At 58.7% G+C, this 17,364-nt stretch carries 12 protein-coding genes, 5 tRNA genes and 1 pseudogene; 7 read left to right on the top strand and 11 right to left on the bottom strand.

Annotation, left to right across the window (positions count from 1 at the left end; all coding sequences use genetic code 11):
* Positions 1-6: 6 nt before the first annotated feature.
* The 6 genes from ACN1C3_RS18950 to gltX all read right to left on the bottom strand — a co-directional run bounded on the left by ACN1C3_RS18950 (position 7) and on the right by gltX (position 3,050).
* Positions 7-546, bottom strand: coding sequence for a TetR/AcrR family transcriptional regulator (locus ACN1C3_RS18950; protein ID WP_419117292.1), 540 nt, complete (start codon positions 544-546; stop codon positions 7-9).
* Positions 547-758: 212 nt separating this feature from the next.
* A tRNA-Glu gene (locus ACN1C3_RS18945) sits at positions 759-834 on the bottom strand.
* Between the two features lie 79 nt (positions 835-913).
* A tRNA-Ala gene (locus tag ACN1C3_RS18940) sits at positions 914-989 on the bottom strand.
* A gap of 53 nt (positions 990-1,042) precedes the next feature.
* Positions 1,043-1,118 (bottom strand) — tRNA-Glu (locus tag ACN1C3_RS18935).
* A gap of 81 nt (positions 1,119-1,199) precedes the next feature.
* Positions 1,200-1,275 (bottom strand) — tRNA-Ala (locus tag ACN1C3_RS18930).
* 293 nt (positions 1,276-1,568) lie between these two features.
* On the bottom strand, positions 1,569-3,050 hold the full coding sequence (gene gltX / locus ACN1C3_RS18925; protein ID WP_419117291.1) for a glutamate--tRNA ligase: 1,482 nt from the start codon (positions 3,048-3,050) through the stop codon (positions 1,569-1,571).
* 231 nt (positions 3,051-3,281) lie between these two features.
* Here gltX and ACN1C3_RS18920 point away from each other — a divergent pair, with 231 nt between their 5' ends.
* Positions 3,282-4,331 (top strand): HlyD family secretion protein, encoded by a 1,050-nt coding sequence (locus ACN1C3_RS18920; protein ID WP_419117290.1) that lies wholly within the window; start codon positions 3,282-3,284, stop codon positions 4,329-4,331.
* A 49-nt stretch (positions 4,332-4,380) separates the two neighbouring features.
* A complete protein-coding gene (locus ACN1C3_RS18915) occupies positions 4,381-5,871 on the top strand; it encodes an MDR family MFS transporter (protein WP_419117327.1) in 1,491 nt (496 codons plus the stop codon).
* Positions 5,872-6,013: 142 nt separating this feature from the next.
* Here the strand turns inward: ACN1C3_RS18915 and uvrB are convergent, their stop codons facing one another.
* Positions 6,014-8,029 carry an excinuclease ABC subunit UvrB gene (gene uvrB, locus ACN1C3_RS18910; RefSeq protein ID WP_419117289.1) on the bottom strand — a complete coding sequence of 672 codons (2,016 nt, stop codon included), beginning with the start codon at positions 8,027-8,029 and terminating at the stop codon, positions 6,014-6,016.
* A 334-nt stretch (positions 8,030-8,363) separates the two neighbouring features.
* On the opposite strand from uvrB, the gene ACN1C3_RS18905 reads away from it, so the two are divergent.
* Complete coding sequence (locus ACN1C3_RS18905; RefSeq protein WP_419117288.1) at positions 8,364-9,560, top strand: amino acid aminotransferase; 1,197 nt, start codon at positions 8,364-8,366, stop codon at positions 9,558-9,560.
* Positions 9,561-9,764: 204 nt separating this feature from the next.
* On the top strand, positions 9,765-9,965 hold the full coding sequence (locus ACN1C3_RS18900; RefSeq protein WP_419117287.1) for a hypothetical protein: 201 nt from the start codon (positions 9,765-9,767) through the stop codon (positions 9,963-9,965).
* A gap of 5 nt (positions 9,966-9,970) precedes the next feature.
* On the opposite strand, the gene ACN1C3_RS18895 is transcribed toward ACN1C3_RS18900, so the two are convergent.
* Positions 9,971-10,204 (bottom strand): hypothetical protein, encoded by a 234-nt coding sequence (locus tag ACN1C3_RS18895; RefSeq protein ID WP_419117286.1) that lies wholly within the window; start codon positions 10,202-10,204, stop codon positions 9,971-9,973.
* 270 nt (positions 10,205-10,474) lie between these two features.
* Between ACN1C3_RS18895 and ACN1C3_RS18890 the strand changes: the two genes are divergently transcribed.
* From ACN1C3_RS18890 to ACN1C3_RS18880, 3 genes and pseudogenes are all read left to right on the top strand, one after another.
* Positions 10,475-10,550 (top strand) — tRNA-Asn (locus ACN1C3_RS18890).
* A gap of 244 nt (positions 10,551-10,794) precedes the next feature.
* Positions 10,795-11,930 (top strand): annotated as a pseudogene (gene zapE, locus ACN1C3_RS18885) (cell division protein ZapE).
* Positions 11,931-12,017: 87 nt separating this feature from the next.
* Positions 12,018-13,349 carry a leucine-rich repeat-containing protein kinase family protein gene (locus ACN1C3_RS18880; protein WP_419117285.1) on the top strand — a complete coding sequence of 444 codons (1,332 nt, stop codon included), beginning with the start codon at positions 12,018-12,020 and terminating at the stop codon, positions 13,347-13,349.
* A gap of 154 nt (positions 13,350-13,503) precedes the next feature.
* On the opposite strand, the gene ACN1C3_RS18875 is transcribed toward ACN1C3_RS18880, so the two are convergent.
* From ACN1C3_RS18875 to ACN1C3_RS18865, 3 genes are all read right to left on the bottom strand, one after another.
* Positions 13,504-14,211 (bottom strand): YebC/PmpR family DNA-binding transcriptional regulator, encoded by a 708-nt coding sequence (locus tag ACN1C3_RS18875; RefSeq protein WP_419117284.1) that lies wholly within the window; start codon positions 14,209-14,211, stop codon positions 13,504-13,506.
* Positions 14,212-14,363: 152 nt separating this feature from the next.
* Complete coding sequence (locus ACN1C3_RS18870) at positions 14,364-15,755, bottom strand: FAD-dependent oxidoreductase (RefSeq protein WP_419117283.1); 1,392 nt, start codon at positions 15,753-15,755, stop codon at positions 14,364-14,366.
* 84 nt (positions 15,756-15,839) lie between these two features.
* On the bottom strand, positions 15,840-17,165 hold the full coding sequence (locus ACN1C3_RS18865; RefSeq protein WP_419117282.1) for an MFS transporter: 1,326 nt from the start codon (positions 17,163-17,165) through the stop codon (positions 15,840-15,842).
* Between the last annotated feature and the right edge of the window lie 199 nt (positions 17,166-17,364).

Genomic DNA, 17,364 nt, shown 5'->3' with positions numbered 1-17,364 from the left:
TTCAGGTCACAGCACCGCCGACTTGGCGGCACGCAGTAATCGATCGGATAACTCACCCGGGCCCAAGGCCCGAGCCAGTGCCAGGCCGCCCACCATAAGGGCGATATCGGCCAAGGCCTTGTCGGTGTCTTCCGGGCTGGCCGCCAGTTGCGCGACCATCAGTTCCACGTGCTCGTTGAGTGCCTGTCGAAAGTCGTCGGGCAGGCGACCCAACTCCCCGATCGAGGCCGGGATCGGGCAGGCATGGTCAGTTGAATCACGGTGTTTTCGCGACAGGTAGAACGCGGCGACCAACGCGCGACGCTCCTCGCCAGTCAACTCGGCATCCATTTGCGCGATCAAGTCACGGCGCTGAGTAAGCAGTTGCTTGAACGCCTCCAGCATCAGCGCATCCTTGCTTTCAAAGTGTGCATAAAAGCCACCCACTGTAAGCCCGGCGGCGCCCATCATCTCTCCCACGCTAGGTTCGGCCGGACCGCGCTGAATCAGCGCTGCACTTGCGGCCTTCAGGATGCGTTCGCGGGTTTGAGCTTTTTTATCGTTCATCGTTGCCTCCGAATATTACGATTGAAATATTATTCTCATAATAAATTTTCGCAAGTCATTGCAGTGACCGCTGGTCAGAAGAGCCACTTTTTGAGTGACAGAGCGCTTGAGAACAGAGTGTTGAAGAAAGGGAGAATTGGCGAATGCCAGACAAACAAAAGGGCCATTCAATAATTGAATGACCCCTATAAATCCCGCAGAGCGGGTAATCGTGGCGTCCCCTAGGGGACTCGAACCCCTGTTACCGCCGTGAAAGGGCGGTGTCCTAGGCCACTAGACGAAGGGGACGCAAAACCTTCTATACAACGTGATCAGGCTGAGTCTGATCGATTCAAGGCCAGTGTGGCCAGACCTTGAACTGTAAAATTGGTGGAGCTAGACGGGATCGAACCGTCGACCTCTTGCATGCCATGCAAGCGCTCTCCCAGCTGAGCTATAGCCCCAGATTTTTCGCCTCGCGGCGGAGCAGCATTTTTCAACACTGCTTCTGTAAAACTGGCGTCCCCTAGGGGACTCGAACCCCTGTTACCGCCGTGAAAGGGCGGTGTCCTAGGCCACTAGACGAAGGGGACGCAAAACCCTTCTATACAACATGATCAGGCTGAACCCGATCAATTCAAGGCCGGTGTGGCCAGACCTTGAACTGTACAATTTGGTGGAGCTAAACGGGATCGAACCGTTGACCTCTTGCATGCCATGCAAGCGCTCTCCCAGCTGAGCTATAGCCCCACGTTGTGGACGGGGCGCATGTTAAGCGTGAGGCGCAAACCTGTCAAATAATTTTTCAACAAATTTCAAAATTTTTCGTCGGCATAACAATCACTTACCGTCCATCCCCCAGAAAACGGGGTGCTTTGGCAAAGATTGCAGCCTTCGGCAGCTCCTACGTAACGGTGTTCTTGCACATACCGCGTAGGCGCTGGCGCAGCCTGCGATCTTTTGGCGCCAGCAGAGAATACCAAAAGATCAAAAGATCGCAGCCTGCGGCAGCTCCTACGGGGAAATGAGCTGAATCAGCCCTTTTAGGCGATGGCGCCCAAGAGTTTTTCCCACTCCTTGTTTTCCTTCTTCGACACGCCACCGAGCAAGTCGATGGCCTGGCGCAGACGGAAACGCGTCAGGTCCGGGCCGAGGATTTCCATCGCATCGAGCACCGACACCGAGCTGGCCTGACCGGTAATCGCTGCAAACATCAGCGGCATGGCGTCACGCAGCTTCAGCTCCAGGGATTCGACCACCGCTTGAATGGTCGCGGTGATGCTGTCCTTCTCCCACTGACGCAGACTTTCCAGCTTCCACAGAATCAACTGCATCAACTGACGAACCTGGTCACCCGAGAGCTTCTTGGACTCGAACAGCTTGACGTCCGGCGTCACGCCACCGGCAAAGAAGAACCCGGCCAGCGGCGCGATCTGACTGAACGTCTCGACCCGGCCTTGCACGTGCGGCGCGATTTTCATCAGGTATTCAGGGTTCAGCGCCCACTCCTGCACGCGGCTGGCGAACTCTTCCACCGGCAGGTCGCGCAGCCATTGGCCGTTGAGCCAGGAGAGCTTCTCGACATCGAAAATCGGCCCGCCCAGGGAAACCCGCGACAAATCGAAGTTATCGACCATTTCCTGCAGCGAGAACTTCTCACGCTCGTCGGGCATGGACCAGCCCATGCGGCCCAGGTAGTTGAGCATCGCTTCCGGCATGAAGCCCATACGCTCGTAGAAGGTCACCGAGGTCGGGTTCTTGCGCTTGGACAGCTTGCTCTTGTCCGGATTACGCAGCAGCGGCATGTAGCACAGCTCCGGTTGTTCCCAGCCGAAGTATTCGTAGAGCAGGATCAGTTTCGGCGCCGACGGCAGCCATTCTTCACCGCGCAGCACATGAGTGATGCCCATCAGGTGATCGTCGACCACGTTGGCGAGGAAGTAAGTCGGCAAGCCGTCGGTCTTCATCAGCACTTGCATGTCCATGCGATCCCACGGGATCTCCACGTCGCCACGGAGCATGTCCGGCACTACGCAGACGCCTTCGGTCGGCACCTTCATGCGGATCACATGCGGCTCACCGGCTGCCAGGCGACGCTGCACTTCCTCTGGCGATAGCAACAGCGCGCGGCCGTCGTAACGCGGGGTTTCACCGCGAGCCATTTGCTCGGCGCGCATCTGGTCCAGCTCTTCCGCAGTGCAGAAGCACGGGAAGGCATGACCCAACTCTACAAGCTGCTGGCAATACTTCTGATAGATATCGCCGCGCTCGCTCTGGCGATACGGGCCGTGCGGGCCGCCAACATCCGGGCCTTCGCTCCAGTTGATGCCCAACCAGCGCAAGGCATCGAAAATCTGCTGTTCGGATTCGCGAGTCGAGCGCAATTGATCGGTGTCTTCGATCCGCAGGATGAACTCACCGCCATGCTGCTTGGCAAAGCAGTAATTGAACAAAGCGATGTAAGCGGTGCCGACGTGGGGATCGCCGGTAGGCGATGGCGCGATGCGAGTGCGGACGATGGTCATGGCATGTCTCGGAAAGAATATAAAAAGCGGAGATGAAACAAGGGGCGAATGGTAACAGGCGAAACCGACCCGGCTCCAGCGAACAGGGCATTTAAGCCAAGGTTGAGGCTACAAACCGCTCTAACGCCGCTGAATGGCCAATTATCACCCAATGGCATTTACCCATAACTGGCTATATGCCAGATTCGCCCCCTGTTAAATTTCTTTACACCTTTCGACTACAGCCTGCCCATGCCTGCCCAACTTCAGCGTCGCCTGTTTATTTTTCTGTTTATCGTCCTGCTGATCGCACTGGGTTTCTTCGCCCAGTGGTTCTTCAAGGGACGATTTTATGAAAGCACCGATAACGCCTATGTCCAGGGCGAAATCACCCGTGTGTCCAGCCAACTGGCCGCACGCATCGACGAAGTACGGGTGCGCGACAACCAGCACGTGGAAAAAGGCGAGTTGCTGATCAAACTCGAAGACGATGACTTTCACCTCGCCGTCGACCGCGCCAACGCCACGCTGGCCACCCGTGCGGCCGAGCGCCTGCAAGCCCAGAGCAAGCTGACCCAACAGGCCAGCCTGATCGCCGCCAGTGACGCCCAGGTCGCCTCCAGCCAGGCCAGCCTCGGTCGCTCACAGATCGACTTGTCCCGTGCGCAAACCCTGCGCAAACCGGGTTATGTCTCGGAAGAACGGGTCACCACCCTCTCCGCCGACAACCACATCGCACGCTCGCAAGTCGCCAAGGCTCAGGCTGACGCGCAAGGTCAGCGCCAGCAGGTCAACGCCCTCAGCGCCGAGATAAAACGCCTCGACGCGCAGATCGCCAACGCCCGCACTGACCTGGCTCAGGCCGAGCTGAACCTGACCCGCAGCGAAATCCATGCGCCGATCAGCGGTCTGATCGGTCAACGCGCGGCCCGCAACGGCCAATACGTGCAAGCCGGCGCCTACTTGCTGTCGATCGTGCCGGATCAGGACATCTGGATTCAGGCCAACTTCAAGGAAACCCAGATCGGCCATATGCAGCCGGGGCAAAAAGCCGAGCTGACCTTCGATGCTTATAGCGACACACCGATCGAGGCCCGGGTCGACAGCCTGTTCGCCGCCTCTGGTGCGCAATTCAGCCTGTTGCCGCCGGACAACGCCACCGGCAACTTCACCAAAGTGGTTCAGCGCATCCCGGTCAAGCTGACCTTTGCCGCTGATAACCCGCTGCACGGCAAAATCCGCCCGGGCATGTCGGCCACCGTCAAAGTCAACATCAAAGCCGACGCCGAAAATGGCCGGTGATCAGCTGATCCGCCCGGCCGGCGAACCGACCCGGCGCGACTGGATTGCGGTGATGAGCGTGATGCTCGGCGCGTTTATGGCGGTGCTGGATATCCAGATCACCAATTCCTCGCTCAAGGACATTCAGGGCGCGCTGTCGGCCACTCTGGAAGAAGGCTCGTGGATTTCCACCTCGTACCTGGTGGCGGAGATCATCATGATCCCCCTGACTGCCTGGCTGGTGCAGCTGTTGTCTGCACGGCGACTGGCGGTCTGGGTTTCGCTGGGCTTTTTGGCGGCCTCCTTGCTGTGCTCCATGGCCTGGAGCCTGGAGAGCATGATCGTCTTTCGTGCCTTGCAAGGCTTCACCGGTGGCGCGCTGATTCCACTGGCGTTCACCCTGACCCTGATCAAACTCCCCGAACATCACCGTGCCAAAGGCATGGCCATGTTCGCGATGACCGCCACCTTCGCGCCCTCCATCGGCCCGACCATTGGCGGCTGGCTCACCGAAAACTGGGGCTGGCAATACATCTTCTACATCAACGTCCCGCCCGGACTGCTCATGATCGCCGGGCTGCTCTACGGTCTGGAGAAAAAGGAAGCTCACTGGGAATTGCTCAAGAGCACCGACTACCTCGGCATTCTCACCCTCGGTGTGGGCCTGGGCTGTTTGCAGGTGTTTCTTGAGGAAGGTCATCGCAAGGACTGGCTGGAGTCGAACCTGATCGTCGCCCTCGGCAGCATTGCGCTGCTCAGCCTGATTACCTTTGTGATCGTGCAAATCTCAAAGCCCAATCCGCTGATCAACCTTGGCATCCTGCGCAACCGTAACTTCGGGTTGTCGAGTATTTCCAGCCTGGGGATGGGCGTCGGGCTGTATGGATCGATCTATCTGTTGCCGCTGTATCTGGCGCAGATCCAGAACTACAACGCCTTGCAGATCGGTGAAGTGATCATGTGGATGGGTGTGCCGCAGCTGTTTCTGATCCCGCTGGTGCCCAAGCTGATGAAGTTCATCTCGCCCAAATTGCTCTGCACAGTGGGGTTCGGGTTATTCGGACTCGCGAGTTTTTCCTCCGGGGCACTCAACCCGGACTTTGCCGGGCCGCAATTCAATCAGATCCAGATTATCCGCGCCCTCGGTCAGCCGCTGATCATGGTGACCATCTCGTTGATCGCCACTTCCTACATTTTGCCTAAGGATGCGGGGTCGGCTTCGAGTCTGTTCAACATCCTGCGAAACCTCGGCGGCGCGATCGGCATCGCCCTCCTCGCCACGTTGCTCGACGCCCGGACCAAGATCTATTTCGACTATTTGCGCGAATCCATCGTCCCGAGCAACCCGCAGGTGGCCGAGCGCATGGCGATGCTGACCGAAAAATTCGGCAATGAGGCCGCAGCGTTAGGCAAGCTCAGCGAGATCACCCACCAGCAGGCGTCGATCATGGCTTACAACGATGCGTTTCATTTTGTCGGGATTGCGTTGGGGATCAGCATGTTGGCGATACTGCTGACCAAGGCATTGCCAGCGGGGATCAAGGCTGGGGAAGCACACTGAGACCGCGTCGCGTCTATCGCGAGCAAGCCCGCTCCCACATTAGATCTGCGCTGAGCACACCATCGCGGGCTGACACAGATCAAGTGTGGGAGCGGGCTTGCTCGCGATGAGGGCATCACAGTCACCGCAAACTCCAGACAGATCAAACCACCAACAACCGCTCGCGCAGTTTGCCGATTTCGTCGCGCATTTGCGCTGCGGCTTCGAACTCCAGATCCCGCGCCAACTGGTACATCTTCTCTTCGAGCTGACGAATGCGCTTGGAGATCTCGCTCGGCGAGCGCAACTCGTTTTCGTACCGGGCGTTTTCCTCGGCGGCCTTGGCCATGCCTTTGCGCTTTTTGCTACGCGAACCCGGCACGACAGCGCCTTCCATGATGTCGGCAACGTCCTTGAACACGCCTTTAGGGGTAATCCCGTTGGCCAGGTTGAAGGCAATTTGCTTCTCGCGACGACGATCGGTCTCGCCAATCGCCCGCTCCATCGAACCGGTGATCCGGTCAGCGTAGAGAATCGCCCGCCCATTGAGGTTACGCGCCGCACGGCCAATGGTCTGAATCAGTGAGCGCTCGGAACGCAAGAAGCCTTCCTTGTCCGCATCGAGAATCGCCACGAGCGACACCTCGGGCATGTCCAGACCTTCACGCAGCAGGTTGATCCCCACCAGTACGTCAAAGGTGCCCAGGCGCAAGTCACGGATGATCTCCACCCGCTCCACGGTATCGATGTCCGAGTGCAGATAACGCACCCGCACGCCGTGGTCGGCCAGGTAATCGGTGAGGTCTTCGGACATACGTTTGGTCAGCGTGGTCACCAGCACCCGCTCTTCCAGCGCCACGCGCTTAGCGATTTCCGACAGCAAATCATCAACCTGAGTCAGCGCCGGACGGATCTCGATCTGCGGGTCTACCAAACCGGTCGGTCGCACTACCTGCTCAACCACTCGACCGGCATGCTCGGCCTCATAGTTACCAGGCGTTGCCGAAACGAAAATCGTCTGCGGACTGATGTTTTCAAACTCGTCGAAACGCATCGGCCGGTTGTCCAGCGCCGACGGCAGGCGGAAACCGTATTCCACCAGGGTTTCCTTGCGCGAACGGTCGCCTTTGTACATGGCACCGACCTGCGGCACGCTGACGTGGGACTCGTCGATCACCAGCAAGGCATCAGCTGGCAGGTAGTCAAACAGGGTGGGCGGCGCCTCACCGGATTCTCGGCCCGACAGGTAGCGCGAGTAGTTTTCGATGCCGTTGCAGTAGCCCAGCTCGAGAATCATCTCCAGATCAAAACGGGTGCGTTGCTCCAGACGTTGCGCTTCCACCAATTTGTTATTGGAGCGCAGATATTCCAGACGCTCCTGAAGCTCGACCTTGATCCCTTCGATGGCCCCCAACAGGGTTTCTCGCGGCGTCACGTAGTGGCTTTTCGGATAGAAGGTAAAACGCGGCAACTGGCGGATCACTTCGCCGGTCAACGGATCAAAGGCGGAAATCTTCTCCACTTCATCATCGAAGAGTTCGATACGGATCGCTTCAAAATCAGATTCCGCCGGGTGGATATCAATCACATCGCCGCGCACACGAAAGGTCGCACGGGCGAAGTCCATGTCATTGCGGGTGTATTGCAAGTCAGCGAGCCGGCGCAGCAAGGCACGCTGATCGAGCTTGTCACCGCGATCCACGTGCAGAACCATCTTCAAATAGGTTTCCGGGCTGCCCAAGCCGTAGATGCATGAAACGGTGGTGACGATGATCGCGTCCTTGCGCTCCAGCAAGGCCTTGGTCGCGGACAACCGCATCTGTTCGATGTGATCGTTAATCGAGGCGTCTTTCTCGATAAAGGTGTCGGAAGACGGCACGTAGGCTTCAGGCTGGTAGTAGTCGTAGTAGGAAACGAAGTACTCCACCGCATTATTCGGGAAGAACCCCTTGAACTCCCCATACAACTGGGCCGCCAGGGTCTTGTTCGGTGCCAGCACCAGCGTCGGACGGTTAATCTGTGCGATCACGTTGGCGATGCTGAAGGTCTTGCCCGAGCCCGTCACACCGAGCAACGTCTGGTGCGCCAGCCCGGCCTCGATGCCCTCGACCATCAAACGGATGGCTTCTGGCTGATCGCCAGCGGGCTCGAAGCGGGTGACTAGCTGGAAGTCAGACATAACGTACCTCTGGTTCATTCCTGCGCGGCAGTACCGAACAGCAACGAGAAAGACCGCAAACGACCGATGTCGCCGGGAAAAAACTAGATTGTCCTAGATGTGGAGCCAAATGCCACGGGTTTCAAGGTAAACGTCCTACATCCCCCTAACGCCTTTGACGTTGCAATATGACTAGCGGTCGAGAAATAAGCCGAAAAAGTTACCTGAACAGCCCAATTGTATGTCGCAGCGATCTGTGATGGTCTCTATACTAGCTCCCCGTTTGTGCACCGCTCTAGTGCATTCGGCTGGAGCGCTACACGTCCCTCCACACTCCATTCAGAGCCGCGCAATAATGAGCCTGTTCTCCGCTGTCGAAATGGCACCACGCGATCCAATCCTGGGCCTCAACGAAGCATTCAATGCCGATACCCGTACCAACAAGGTCAACCTGGGGGTCGGTGTTTACTGCAACGAGGAGGGGAAAATTCCACTCTTGCGTGCCGTTGCCGAAGCCGAGACGATTCGCGTAGCTCAACACGCTTCCCGCGGTTACCTGCCGATCGACGGCATTGCCGCCTACGATCAGGCTGTGCAAAAGCTGCTGTTCGGCGCTGATTCGCCGCTGATCGCCGCCGGCCGGGTCATCACCACCCAGGCTGTCGGCGGCACCGGTGCACTGAAAATCGGTGCTGACTTCCTCAAGCAACTGCTGCCAGGCGCCGTCGTCGCCATCAGCGACCCAAGCTGGGAAAACCACCGCGCGCTGTTCGAAACCGCCGGTTTCCCAGTGCAGAACTACCGCTACTACGACGCAGCCACCCACGACGTAAACCGTGCCGGCCTGCTCGAAGACCTGAACGCGTTGCCTGAGCGCTCCATCGTTGTGCTGCACGCTTGCTGCCACAACCCGACCGGCGTCGACTTGAGCCCGGCTGACTGGAAAAACGTTCTGGAAGTGGTCAAGGCGAAAAACCACGTGCCGTTCCTCGACATGGCCTATCAGGGCTTTGGCGACGGTATCGATGAAGACGCTGCCGCGGTGCGTCTGTTTGCCGAATCGGGCCTGACCTTCTTCGTCTCCAGCTCGTTCTCCAAATCCTTCTCGCTGTACGGCGAGCGCGTTGGCGCTCTGTCGATCGTCAGCGAATCGAAAGAAGAAAGCGCGCGCGTGCTGTCGCAAGTCAAACGCGTAATCCGCACCAACTACTCCAACCCGCCAACTCACGGTGCAACCATCGTTGCCGCCGTGCTGAACAGTCCGGAACTGCGCGCCCAGTGGGAGCAGGAACTGGCCGAAATGCGCCTGCGCATTCGCGGTATGCGCACGCAGATGGTCGAACTGCTGGCGAAAAAAGCGCCTGGCCGTGACTTCAGCTTCGTCGGTCGCCAACGTGGGATGTTCTCCTACTCCGGCCTGACCGTTGAACAAGTCACCCGCCTGCGCACCGAGTTCGGCATCTACGCCCTGGACACCGGTCGCATCTGCGTCGCCGCACTGAACCAGAGCAATATCGACGTCGTGACCAAGGCCATCGTTCAGGTGATCTAAGCCACACGCGAAAAAACAAAAGGGGAAGCCGGCCGGCTTCCCCTTTTTGTTTGTCCGGGAGAGAATCGCGCTCCAGACCGACAAGCCGGTGTGTTCGTAAAAAGATCGTCCGAACGCGGCCCGAACCTACGGCAGCTCCGCCGATCGCGTACACCCGCAAATTGTCGAGTGAACGCCAAGCGCCCTTCCCTATCGAGAGACCCCATGAAAAACGATGATTTGCGCGCTGACCGCGACGAGCTGGACAGCTTCATCCCCCGCAATCAGACCAAACGCAGCAGCGGACTGGTCTGGCAGATTGCCTTGGGCGTGTTCCTGGGCGGCATGGCGCTGTGGCTGGTGCAGCTTGCCGCCACCGCGTTAGCGGCGAAGTTCATGCTCGGCACGCTGACGTTCGGCGGTTAAAGCTTTTAGCCTGCCAGTTCGGTCGAACGCTGGCTGGCGGCGTCGTCGTAGGCCACATAAAGCGATTCGGCCACCTGACTCTTGATCGCCTTGGCGCTTTCCAATCCCAACACAAACCCTTCGGCCTTACCGCCCGCCCGGTTCAGCTCATCGGCCGAACTCGCCTGGGTGATTGCATCCCACAGCTTGGAAGCATGCGGGCCTACGCCTTTGGGCAGACTGATCTGATCAATGCTCATGCGGCCACCTTCGACTGGCGTGGGGTAGCGAGGGGTTGTACGGTTGAAAAAACGAACGTGGTCATAACACCTACCTTTGCGGCTGAAGGCCGGCAGCGCGTGAAACCACTTCCGGGGGGCCATGGTAGACCTGTACCGAGGTTCTGGTAACCGGCAGGCATCGATAAACCGTGCATTCCCCATGTTGCGTTACTGGACTACGCTTATGGAACAGCCAAGAATCTATTTTTTGCTTGACTTATCCTTTTCAATCAGTAACATACGCCGCATTCCGCGATAGCTCAGTTGGTAGAGCAAGTGACTGTTAATCACTGGGTCCCTGGTTCGAGTCCAGGTCGTGGAGCCATTTTCTTTTACTGATTCGCCCGCAACACCCCAGAGAGCGCCCTGCTCTCGCTGCGGATCAGGTCTCTCCTAAAAAACACTCAAATTTTCAACGGCCTCTAATCAACCGATTAGAGGCCGACTCGCGTGCGCCCGATTTCAAGAGGCTGCCCGTTCGAGATCGCTGGCCGGTGACCCACACCTTTGGTTAAATGACCCGCCCGCTCTAAAGTGAGCCGGCTTCGGGACCATGGGGGTGACTTCAATTGGGCGCTTTACCACCAAACCGCTCGCGACTCACATCTCGCTGGCCAACGCTGAGGAGATTTCTCGGCAAGGCCTTCGCCAGACCGGCGCAGACCACTGCGGGCGGGCGGAGGATCCACGAGTACTTTCGCCAAAAGGCCCATGACCAAGGTTATACCCTAAGCCACAGCCAGCAGCAGGTGATTGACTGCATGGCGCAGCAAGCCAATGAATTGTTGCAAACCGGCCTCAACGTTCATGCGCCGCGCAGCTTGTACCTCTATGGCGCCGTCGGTCGTGGCAAGAGCTGGTTACTGGATGGCTTTTTCCAGGCACTCCCGATGGCCGAGAAGCAGCGTCTGCATTTCCATGACTTCTTCGCCCAATTGCACCAGGGTATGTTCCGCCATCGCCAGCAACCCGATGCGCTAGCAACCACACTGGATGAATTGCTCAAGCATTGCCGCGTGCTGTGCTTCGACGAGTTTCATGTCCACGACATCGGCGATGCGATGCTGATTACCCGGCTGTTCAAGGCGCTGTTCCAGCGTGGAATCCTGCTGCTGGTCACGTCCAACTACCCGCCGGCCGGCTTGTTGCCCAATCCCCTTTACCATGCCCGCTTCAAGCCGGTGATCGATCTGATCAATGCGCGCATGCACGTTAGGAGGTCGGCGACCCTCATGACTACCGCAATCAGGCGCGAACTCACTCGCAGCAGCTCTTCACCCATGGGCAATACGTCTGGCCCACCAGCCCGGCCCAGCGTGAGGCCTTGCAGCTGCCTGATCGCAACGCTCCAACGATTACGCTGTCGGTAGGTGCACGCCAATTCCAGGCGCGACTGTGCGAAGGACGGAGCATCGGCTTCGACTTCAGCGACCTCTGCGAACAACCCAGCGCCGTCATGGATTATCTGGAACTGTGCCGACGTTTCGATACTTGGATCATCGATGGGCTGCCCAACCTCGCGGGCTGTTCGACTGCCGCCCAGCAGCGCTTTATCAATCTGATCGACGTGCTGTATGACCAGGACAAACGCCTGTTATTGCTGGGGGAATGGCCTTTGCGCGAGCACCTTGGCGGCGATGCCATCGACCTTGCGCGAACCCGCAGTCGATTGGGGCAGTTGATTGAGGTCGGGCCACCGTCATAAACCATCCAGTTCCCAGTCCTTTATCGCTATCATGGCGCCCAGTTCCTGGGCCGTGCGCCCTTCTCTTTTCGAGTGTTGAAACTGTTCATGGATACCCTTGCACAATTGCGGGCCGGCCAACTGGCGGGCATCAAACGTCTGGACCTGTCCTGTGGGCTGAGCGAATTCCCGCAGGAGATCTTTGATCTGGCGGACTCCCTCGAGGTGCTGAACCTGACTGGTAATGCCTTGAGTCGTCTGCCGGACGACCTGCATCGGCTGACCCGGTTACGGGTGCTGTTCTGCTCAGACAATGCATTCACCGAACTCCCGGCGTGCCTCGGCCAATGCGCTCAACTGAGCATGATCGGCTTCAAGGCCAACCGCATTGAACACGTCCCCGGTACCGCGCTGCCACCTCTGTTGCGCTGGCTGATCCTGACCGACAATTGCATCAGCGAGCTGCCTGCCGAGCTTGGCGAAAGGCCACATTTGCAAAAGCTGATGCTGGCGGGCAATCGCTTGCTACAGCTACCGGCGAGCCTGAGCCAATGCCATCAGCTGGAGCTGATCAGGATCGCCGCCAACCGCCTGACCGAGTTGCCGCAGTGGTTGTTATCGCTACCTCGATTGGCTTGGCTGGCTTACGCGGGCAATCCACTGGAATCCGAGGCCGATGCTTCAGCTCTGGACGCCACCCCGAACATTCCATGGTCGCAGTTGTATCTACAGCAGCGACTGGGCGAAGGCGCTTCCGGGGTGATTCATCAGGCGCTATGGGAACAACCCTCGCAGGCTGCGCAAAACGTTGCGGTGAAGCTCTACAAGGGCAGCATGACCAGCGACGGCTCACCACTGCATGAAATGAACGCCTGCATCACTGCTGGCCAACATGCCAACCTGATCAAGGTCGAAGGCAGGATCGTCGACCATCCGCAGGCGCAAGCCGGACTGGTGATGCACTTTATCGCCCCCAGCTACCGCAATCTGGCCGCGTTGCCGAGCCTCGCTTCCTGCACTCGGGATATCTACGAAGACAGCACAAAATTCAGCGCTGTGGTCGCCCTGCGGATCGCCAGCGGTATCGCTTCGGCCGCCGCGCATTTGCACCAACAGGGCATCACCCATGGCGATCTCTACGGCCACAATATTCTGTGGAATGCGCAAGGCGACTGCCTGTTGGGCGATTTCGGCGCGGCTTCATTTCACGCCACGTCAGACAGCTTCGAGACACGTGCGCTGCAACGCATAGAGGTCCGGGCGTTCGGGATTTTGTTGGGGGAATTGCTGGAGCGGATTGAATCGGGGCTGAGCGCCGAGGGCCGGGAGCTGTTGGAGGACTTGCAGACCCGCTGCTGTCAACCAGAGGTGCTGGCACGGCCGGGGTTTGCCGAAATCGGGCGGGAATTGCAGGGGATGGAGTCGTTGCCAGTCATCTGACCGTCAGGCATTCAGCGCATCTGAGATTGTGTGACCGCTTCGCAGTCATTCGCGGGCAAGCCACGCTCCCACAGGTATTGCGTTGTTTTTGTGGGAGCGGGCTTGCCCGCGAAGACGGCCGGCCTGACAACACGGCCGTCAAAGACAGAAACCCTTAACCCGCCAAACCGACAAACATGTCTTGCACGTCATCGTGGTTGTCGAGCCCTTCGAGGAAGGCTTCGACTTCTTCCATTTGCGCGTCGCTCAAGCCGCTGACCGGGTTTTTAGGCTGGTAGCCCAGTTTCGCCGACAACACGGTAAAGCCCTGTTCAGGCAATGCTTTTTGTACCGCGTCCAGATCGGCAGGTTCGGTCAGGAACAGCGTCGTACCCTCATCTTCACCTGGCTCGAAGTCCTGAGCACCGGCCTCGATAGCCGCCAGCTCCGGATCAGCGTCCGGGCTGTCTGGGGACGCTTCGATCATGCCGACATGGTTGAAATCCCAGGAAACCGAACCCGAAGCACCCAATTGGCCTTTGCGGAACGCCACGCGAATTTCAGCGACGGTGCGGTTGATATTGTCGGTGACGCATTCAACGATGAGCGGAACCTGATGAGGCGCGAACCCTTCATAAGTGACGCGATGATACTGAACGGTTTCGCCAAGCTGGCCCGAGCCTTTCTTGATCGCACGCTCCAGGGTTTCGCGTGGCATCGAGGCTTTTTTCGCCTGCTCTACCACCAGCCGCAGATGGGCGTTAGTGGCTGTATCCGCGCCGTTGCGCGCGGCAATGGTGATCTCTTTCACCAGTTTGCCGAAGATCTTGCCCTTGGCGTTGGATGCCGCTTCTTTGTGTTTAACCTTCCACTGTGCGCCCATTACTCACTCTCTTGATCTGTGGCGCCGAGACATCTATTGGCCGACGCTTTGTGCAAGTTTATACGGCCTAAAGTTACCAATCGACCAAAAAGTAGAGTGACTGATCGACTTCTCCATAACATGTCGTAGGGGCTCCGGCGTTAAAACACCGATCAGCCTTTGTCGGCCTTGCCCGCTGCCGCAGCAAACCTGGCCAGACGCACATCCAGATGTCGCGGCCGCTGCCCGTGGTCTTCGGCGCGTTCCTTGCGCCGGATTGCATTGCGGACCATCAATGAGCCCAGATAGCGGATCGGCTCCGGCGGAAAATAGCCCAACGGGCCGTTGACCAGTGGCGAGCGGGTCCAGAGATTGTCCAGTTCTTGCACCATTGATGCGAGGATCTGTCCGCCCATATGGCAAGGCCCGACACCACTGCCGGAATAGCCAAACCCATAGAACACGTTGCCACTGGCGCTCATCTGGCCGAAGAACGGCAGCCCGGTGACCGAGCGATCCGAGGGGCCGTTCCAGGTCGCCTCCACCGGTACGTTGGCAAACGCCGGGAAAAACTCCGCCAGACTATGACGCAACAGACCCTCGTAAGGTGAAGGCTGATCGAACACTGGCAGCATCCGCCCGCCATAAGCGAAGGTGTTGCCGCCCTTGCCGAGCATGATTCGACCGTCCGGGGTGTTGTGGTAGTAGTGCACGAAAATCCGTGAATCGAGCACCGTCACACCGCTGGTCAAACCGATCTCCTTAAGCAGCTCCGGGCGCGGTTCGGTGATGATCATGTCACTGGAGACGATCGCCACACTGCGCTCGAACTGTGGAAACGCGCGGGCCATCCAGGCGTTCATCGCCAACACTACACGGTTGGCCTGGATGCTTCCGGACGGCGTTTTAATCACCGCGGGCTTGCCCTCCTCCAGACCGATCATCGCGGTGTTTTCATACATCCGGACACCCAGCTGCAAGGCGACCCGCCGTAAGCCACGCACCAGTTTGCCCGGTTGCACACTGGCCGCCGCCGGGGAATACCAGCCTTCCAGATGCTTGCTGGAGCCCGACATCCGCTGCACATCGGTCACCGGGCGCTTTACGAAAGAGTTGATGCCATTGCGCTCAAGGGCGGCAATCACCCCGTCAGTGGAGCCGCACTGCGCCCGGTTGGTCGCGGTGTATAGCGTGCCATCGAGGCGGTAATCGGCGTCCACCGCGTATTTTTCGCAGAAGGCACCAATGGCATAAATGCTTTGCTCCGATTCCTTGACCAGCCGCACTGCTTCCTCGACACCGAACAATCGCTCCAGCGTGAAGTACTTGGCCGACCAGGACAGCGCGCAGCCACCGTTGCGTCCGCTGGCACCCGCGCCGCAGATATCGGCCTCGATCAACACCACATCAAGCTCGGGGTTCTGCTCCTTGAGCATGATCGCGGTCCACAATCCGGTGTAGCCACCTCCGATGATACAAACTTCAGTGCTGGTATTGCCCTGCAATGGCTCGCAGGGTTCTGACGCGTCAGACTTCAAGGCCTGTTCCAGCCAGAAAGGTCTCATGGGGCACATCTCCAGTTCAGTTGGCCACACCCCGACCTGCCGCCACGACACGACGGCAAGCAGGGTTTGTTTGCCGATAGGGTTTCAGCTACGCAGCGGTTTGATGGGCATGGCCCCGTTGGGCACGAAGGCGCAAGACGGTTTGAGACCTGCCGGGCGGCTGTTCCAGTGCGGGATCAAGACCAGTGAGGAGAACATCGCGCAACCGGCGAAAACGATAAACACCGTGACCGTGTCGAAGTAACCCGGCAGTAACCCACCCAGAATCGCCCCGACCGAACCGCAACCATTGACGAAACCGGCCGCCGTCGCACCGGCCTTCGCGGTGCCGAAGTCAATCGCTGCCGCGCCGCTGATCATCGAGTCCGGCCCGTAAAGGGTCAGCCCCATGAAAAACAGTAAGGCCACCACCAGCAGCACGCTACCGGTGTGCAACGCTCCCATGAACAATGCCAGCGATACGGTCAGCGCCAACAGACTCAAGACACAGGCCGGCATCCGTCGAGCGCCAAAGATCTTGTCCGAGGCCAGGCCAATCATGATCGGCCCGAGCAAGCCGGCCAGTTCAAACGCCGTCGGCACAATCGCCGCGCCGACCTTGCCCACCGAGGGCATTTGCTCGAAGACAATCACCGGTCCCCAGAGCAAAATCGCGTAACGCGCCGGTTTCAACAGAAAGTAGGCGAAGCCGAGGGTCAGCACCGTGCGGTTGCGCAGGATTTCGCGCAGCGGTTCCCAGACGCTGATTTTTCTCTGGGCCTCGGTTTCCTCAGCGGTCAATACAGGCTCTGGCTCCACGGCAGGCAAGCCAACGTCTTCAGGTTTGTTGCGCTGAAAGATGAAGAACAACACCGCGACCAGACCGACCACCGCCGCGCTGGATATAAACGCTGCGTGCCAGGTGCCGATCAGCGTGTATGCCCACCAGCCGGCAAACGGCGACGCCACCAGACCACCGAAGGCGTAGCAAGAACTCCACAAGCCCAAGACCCGCCCGCGCTGCTCGGCGGGAAAGAAACTGCCGATGTTTTTGCACAGCCCCGACCAGCCGGTAGACTGCGCCAACCCCTGGATTAACATGCAGGTGAAGAAAATGGGCAGCGTCGCGAAGCTGCCCATGACCAACGCCGCCACGGCGGAAATCAACAAGCCGCCCAACACCACGACTCGCGGCCCGAAACGGTCGGCGAGAATACCCCAGGTGAATTGACCGACCGCATAAGCCGTCAGATAGACGCCGTCGAGGTTGGCCATCATCATCTTGTCGAGATGAAAGGTGGGGTCTTCGCCGATCCCCAGCTTGGCCACGGAAAAGGCTTTGCGAGTGAAATAGAAGGCCGCGTAGGCCAGCCAGGTGATGGCGAAAATCTGCACGCGCCAACGCTTGATGGTACCGATGTGTTTATTCATTGTGAGTCTGACCTCAGGGTGAGTGTGCCGGCAGAATTAGGAAAAAACGCCTGTTTTTTTATTGTTGAGCACCGCGATATCGCCCTTCAGGAGGAGCGATACCGGTCAGATGAGTCCTGTTGCTTCCCTGTTGTCGGGAGTTTCCCCGCACGCACAGGCTCATGGCCACCGGGGACTGTTGAACGACCAGCCACCGGGG

The organism is Pseudomonas sp. H11T01 (assembly GCF_048515765.1).
Taxonomy (GTDB): domain Bacteria; phylum Pseudomonadota; class Gammaproteobacteria; order Pseudomonadales; family Pseudomonadaceae; genus Aquipseudomonas.
Note: the sequence above shows the minus strand (reverse complement) of the source record. Positions and strands in the feature narration are given on the sequence as shown.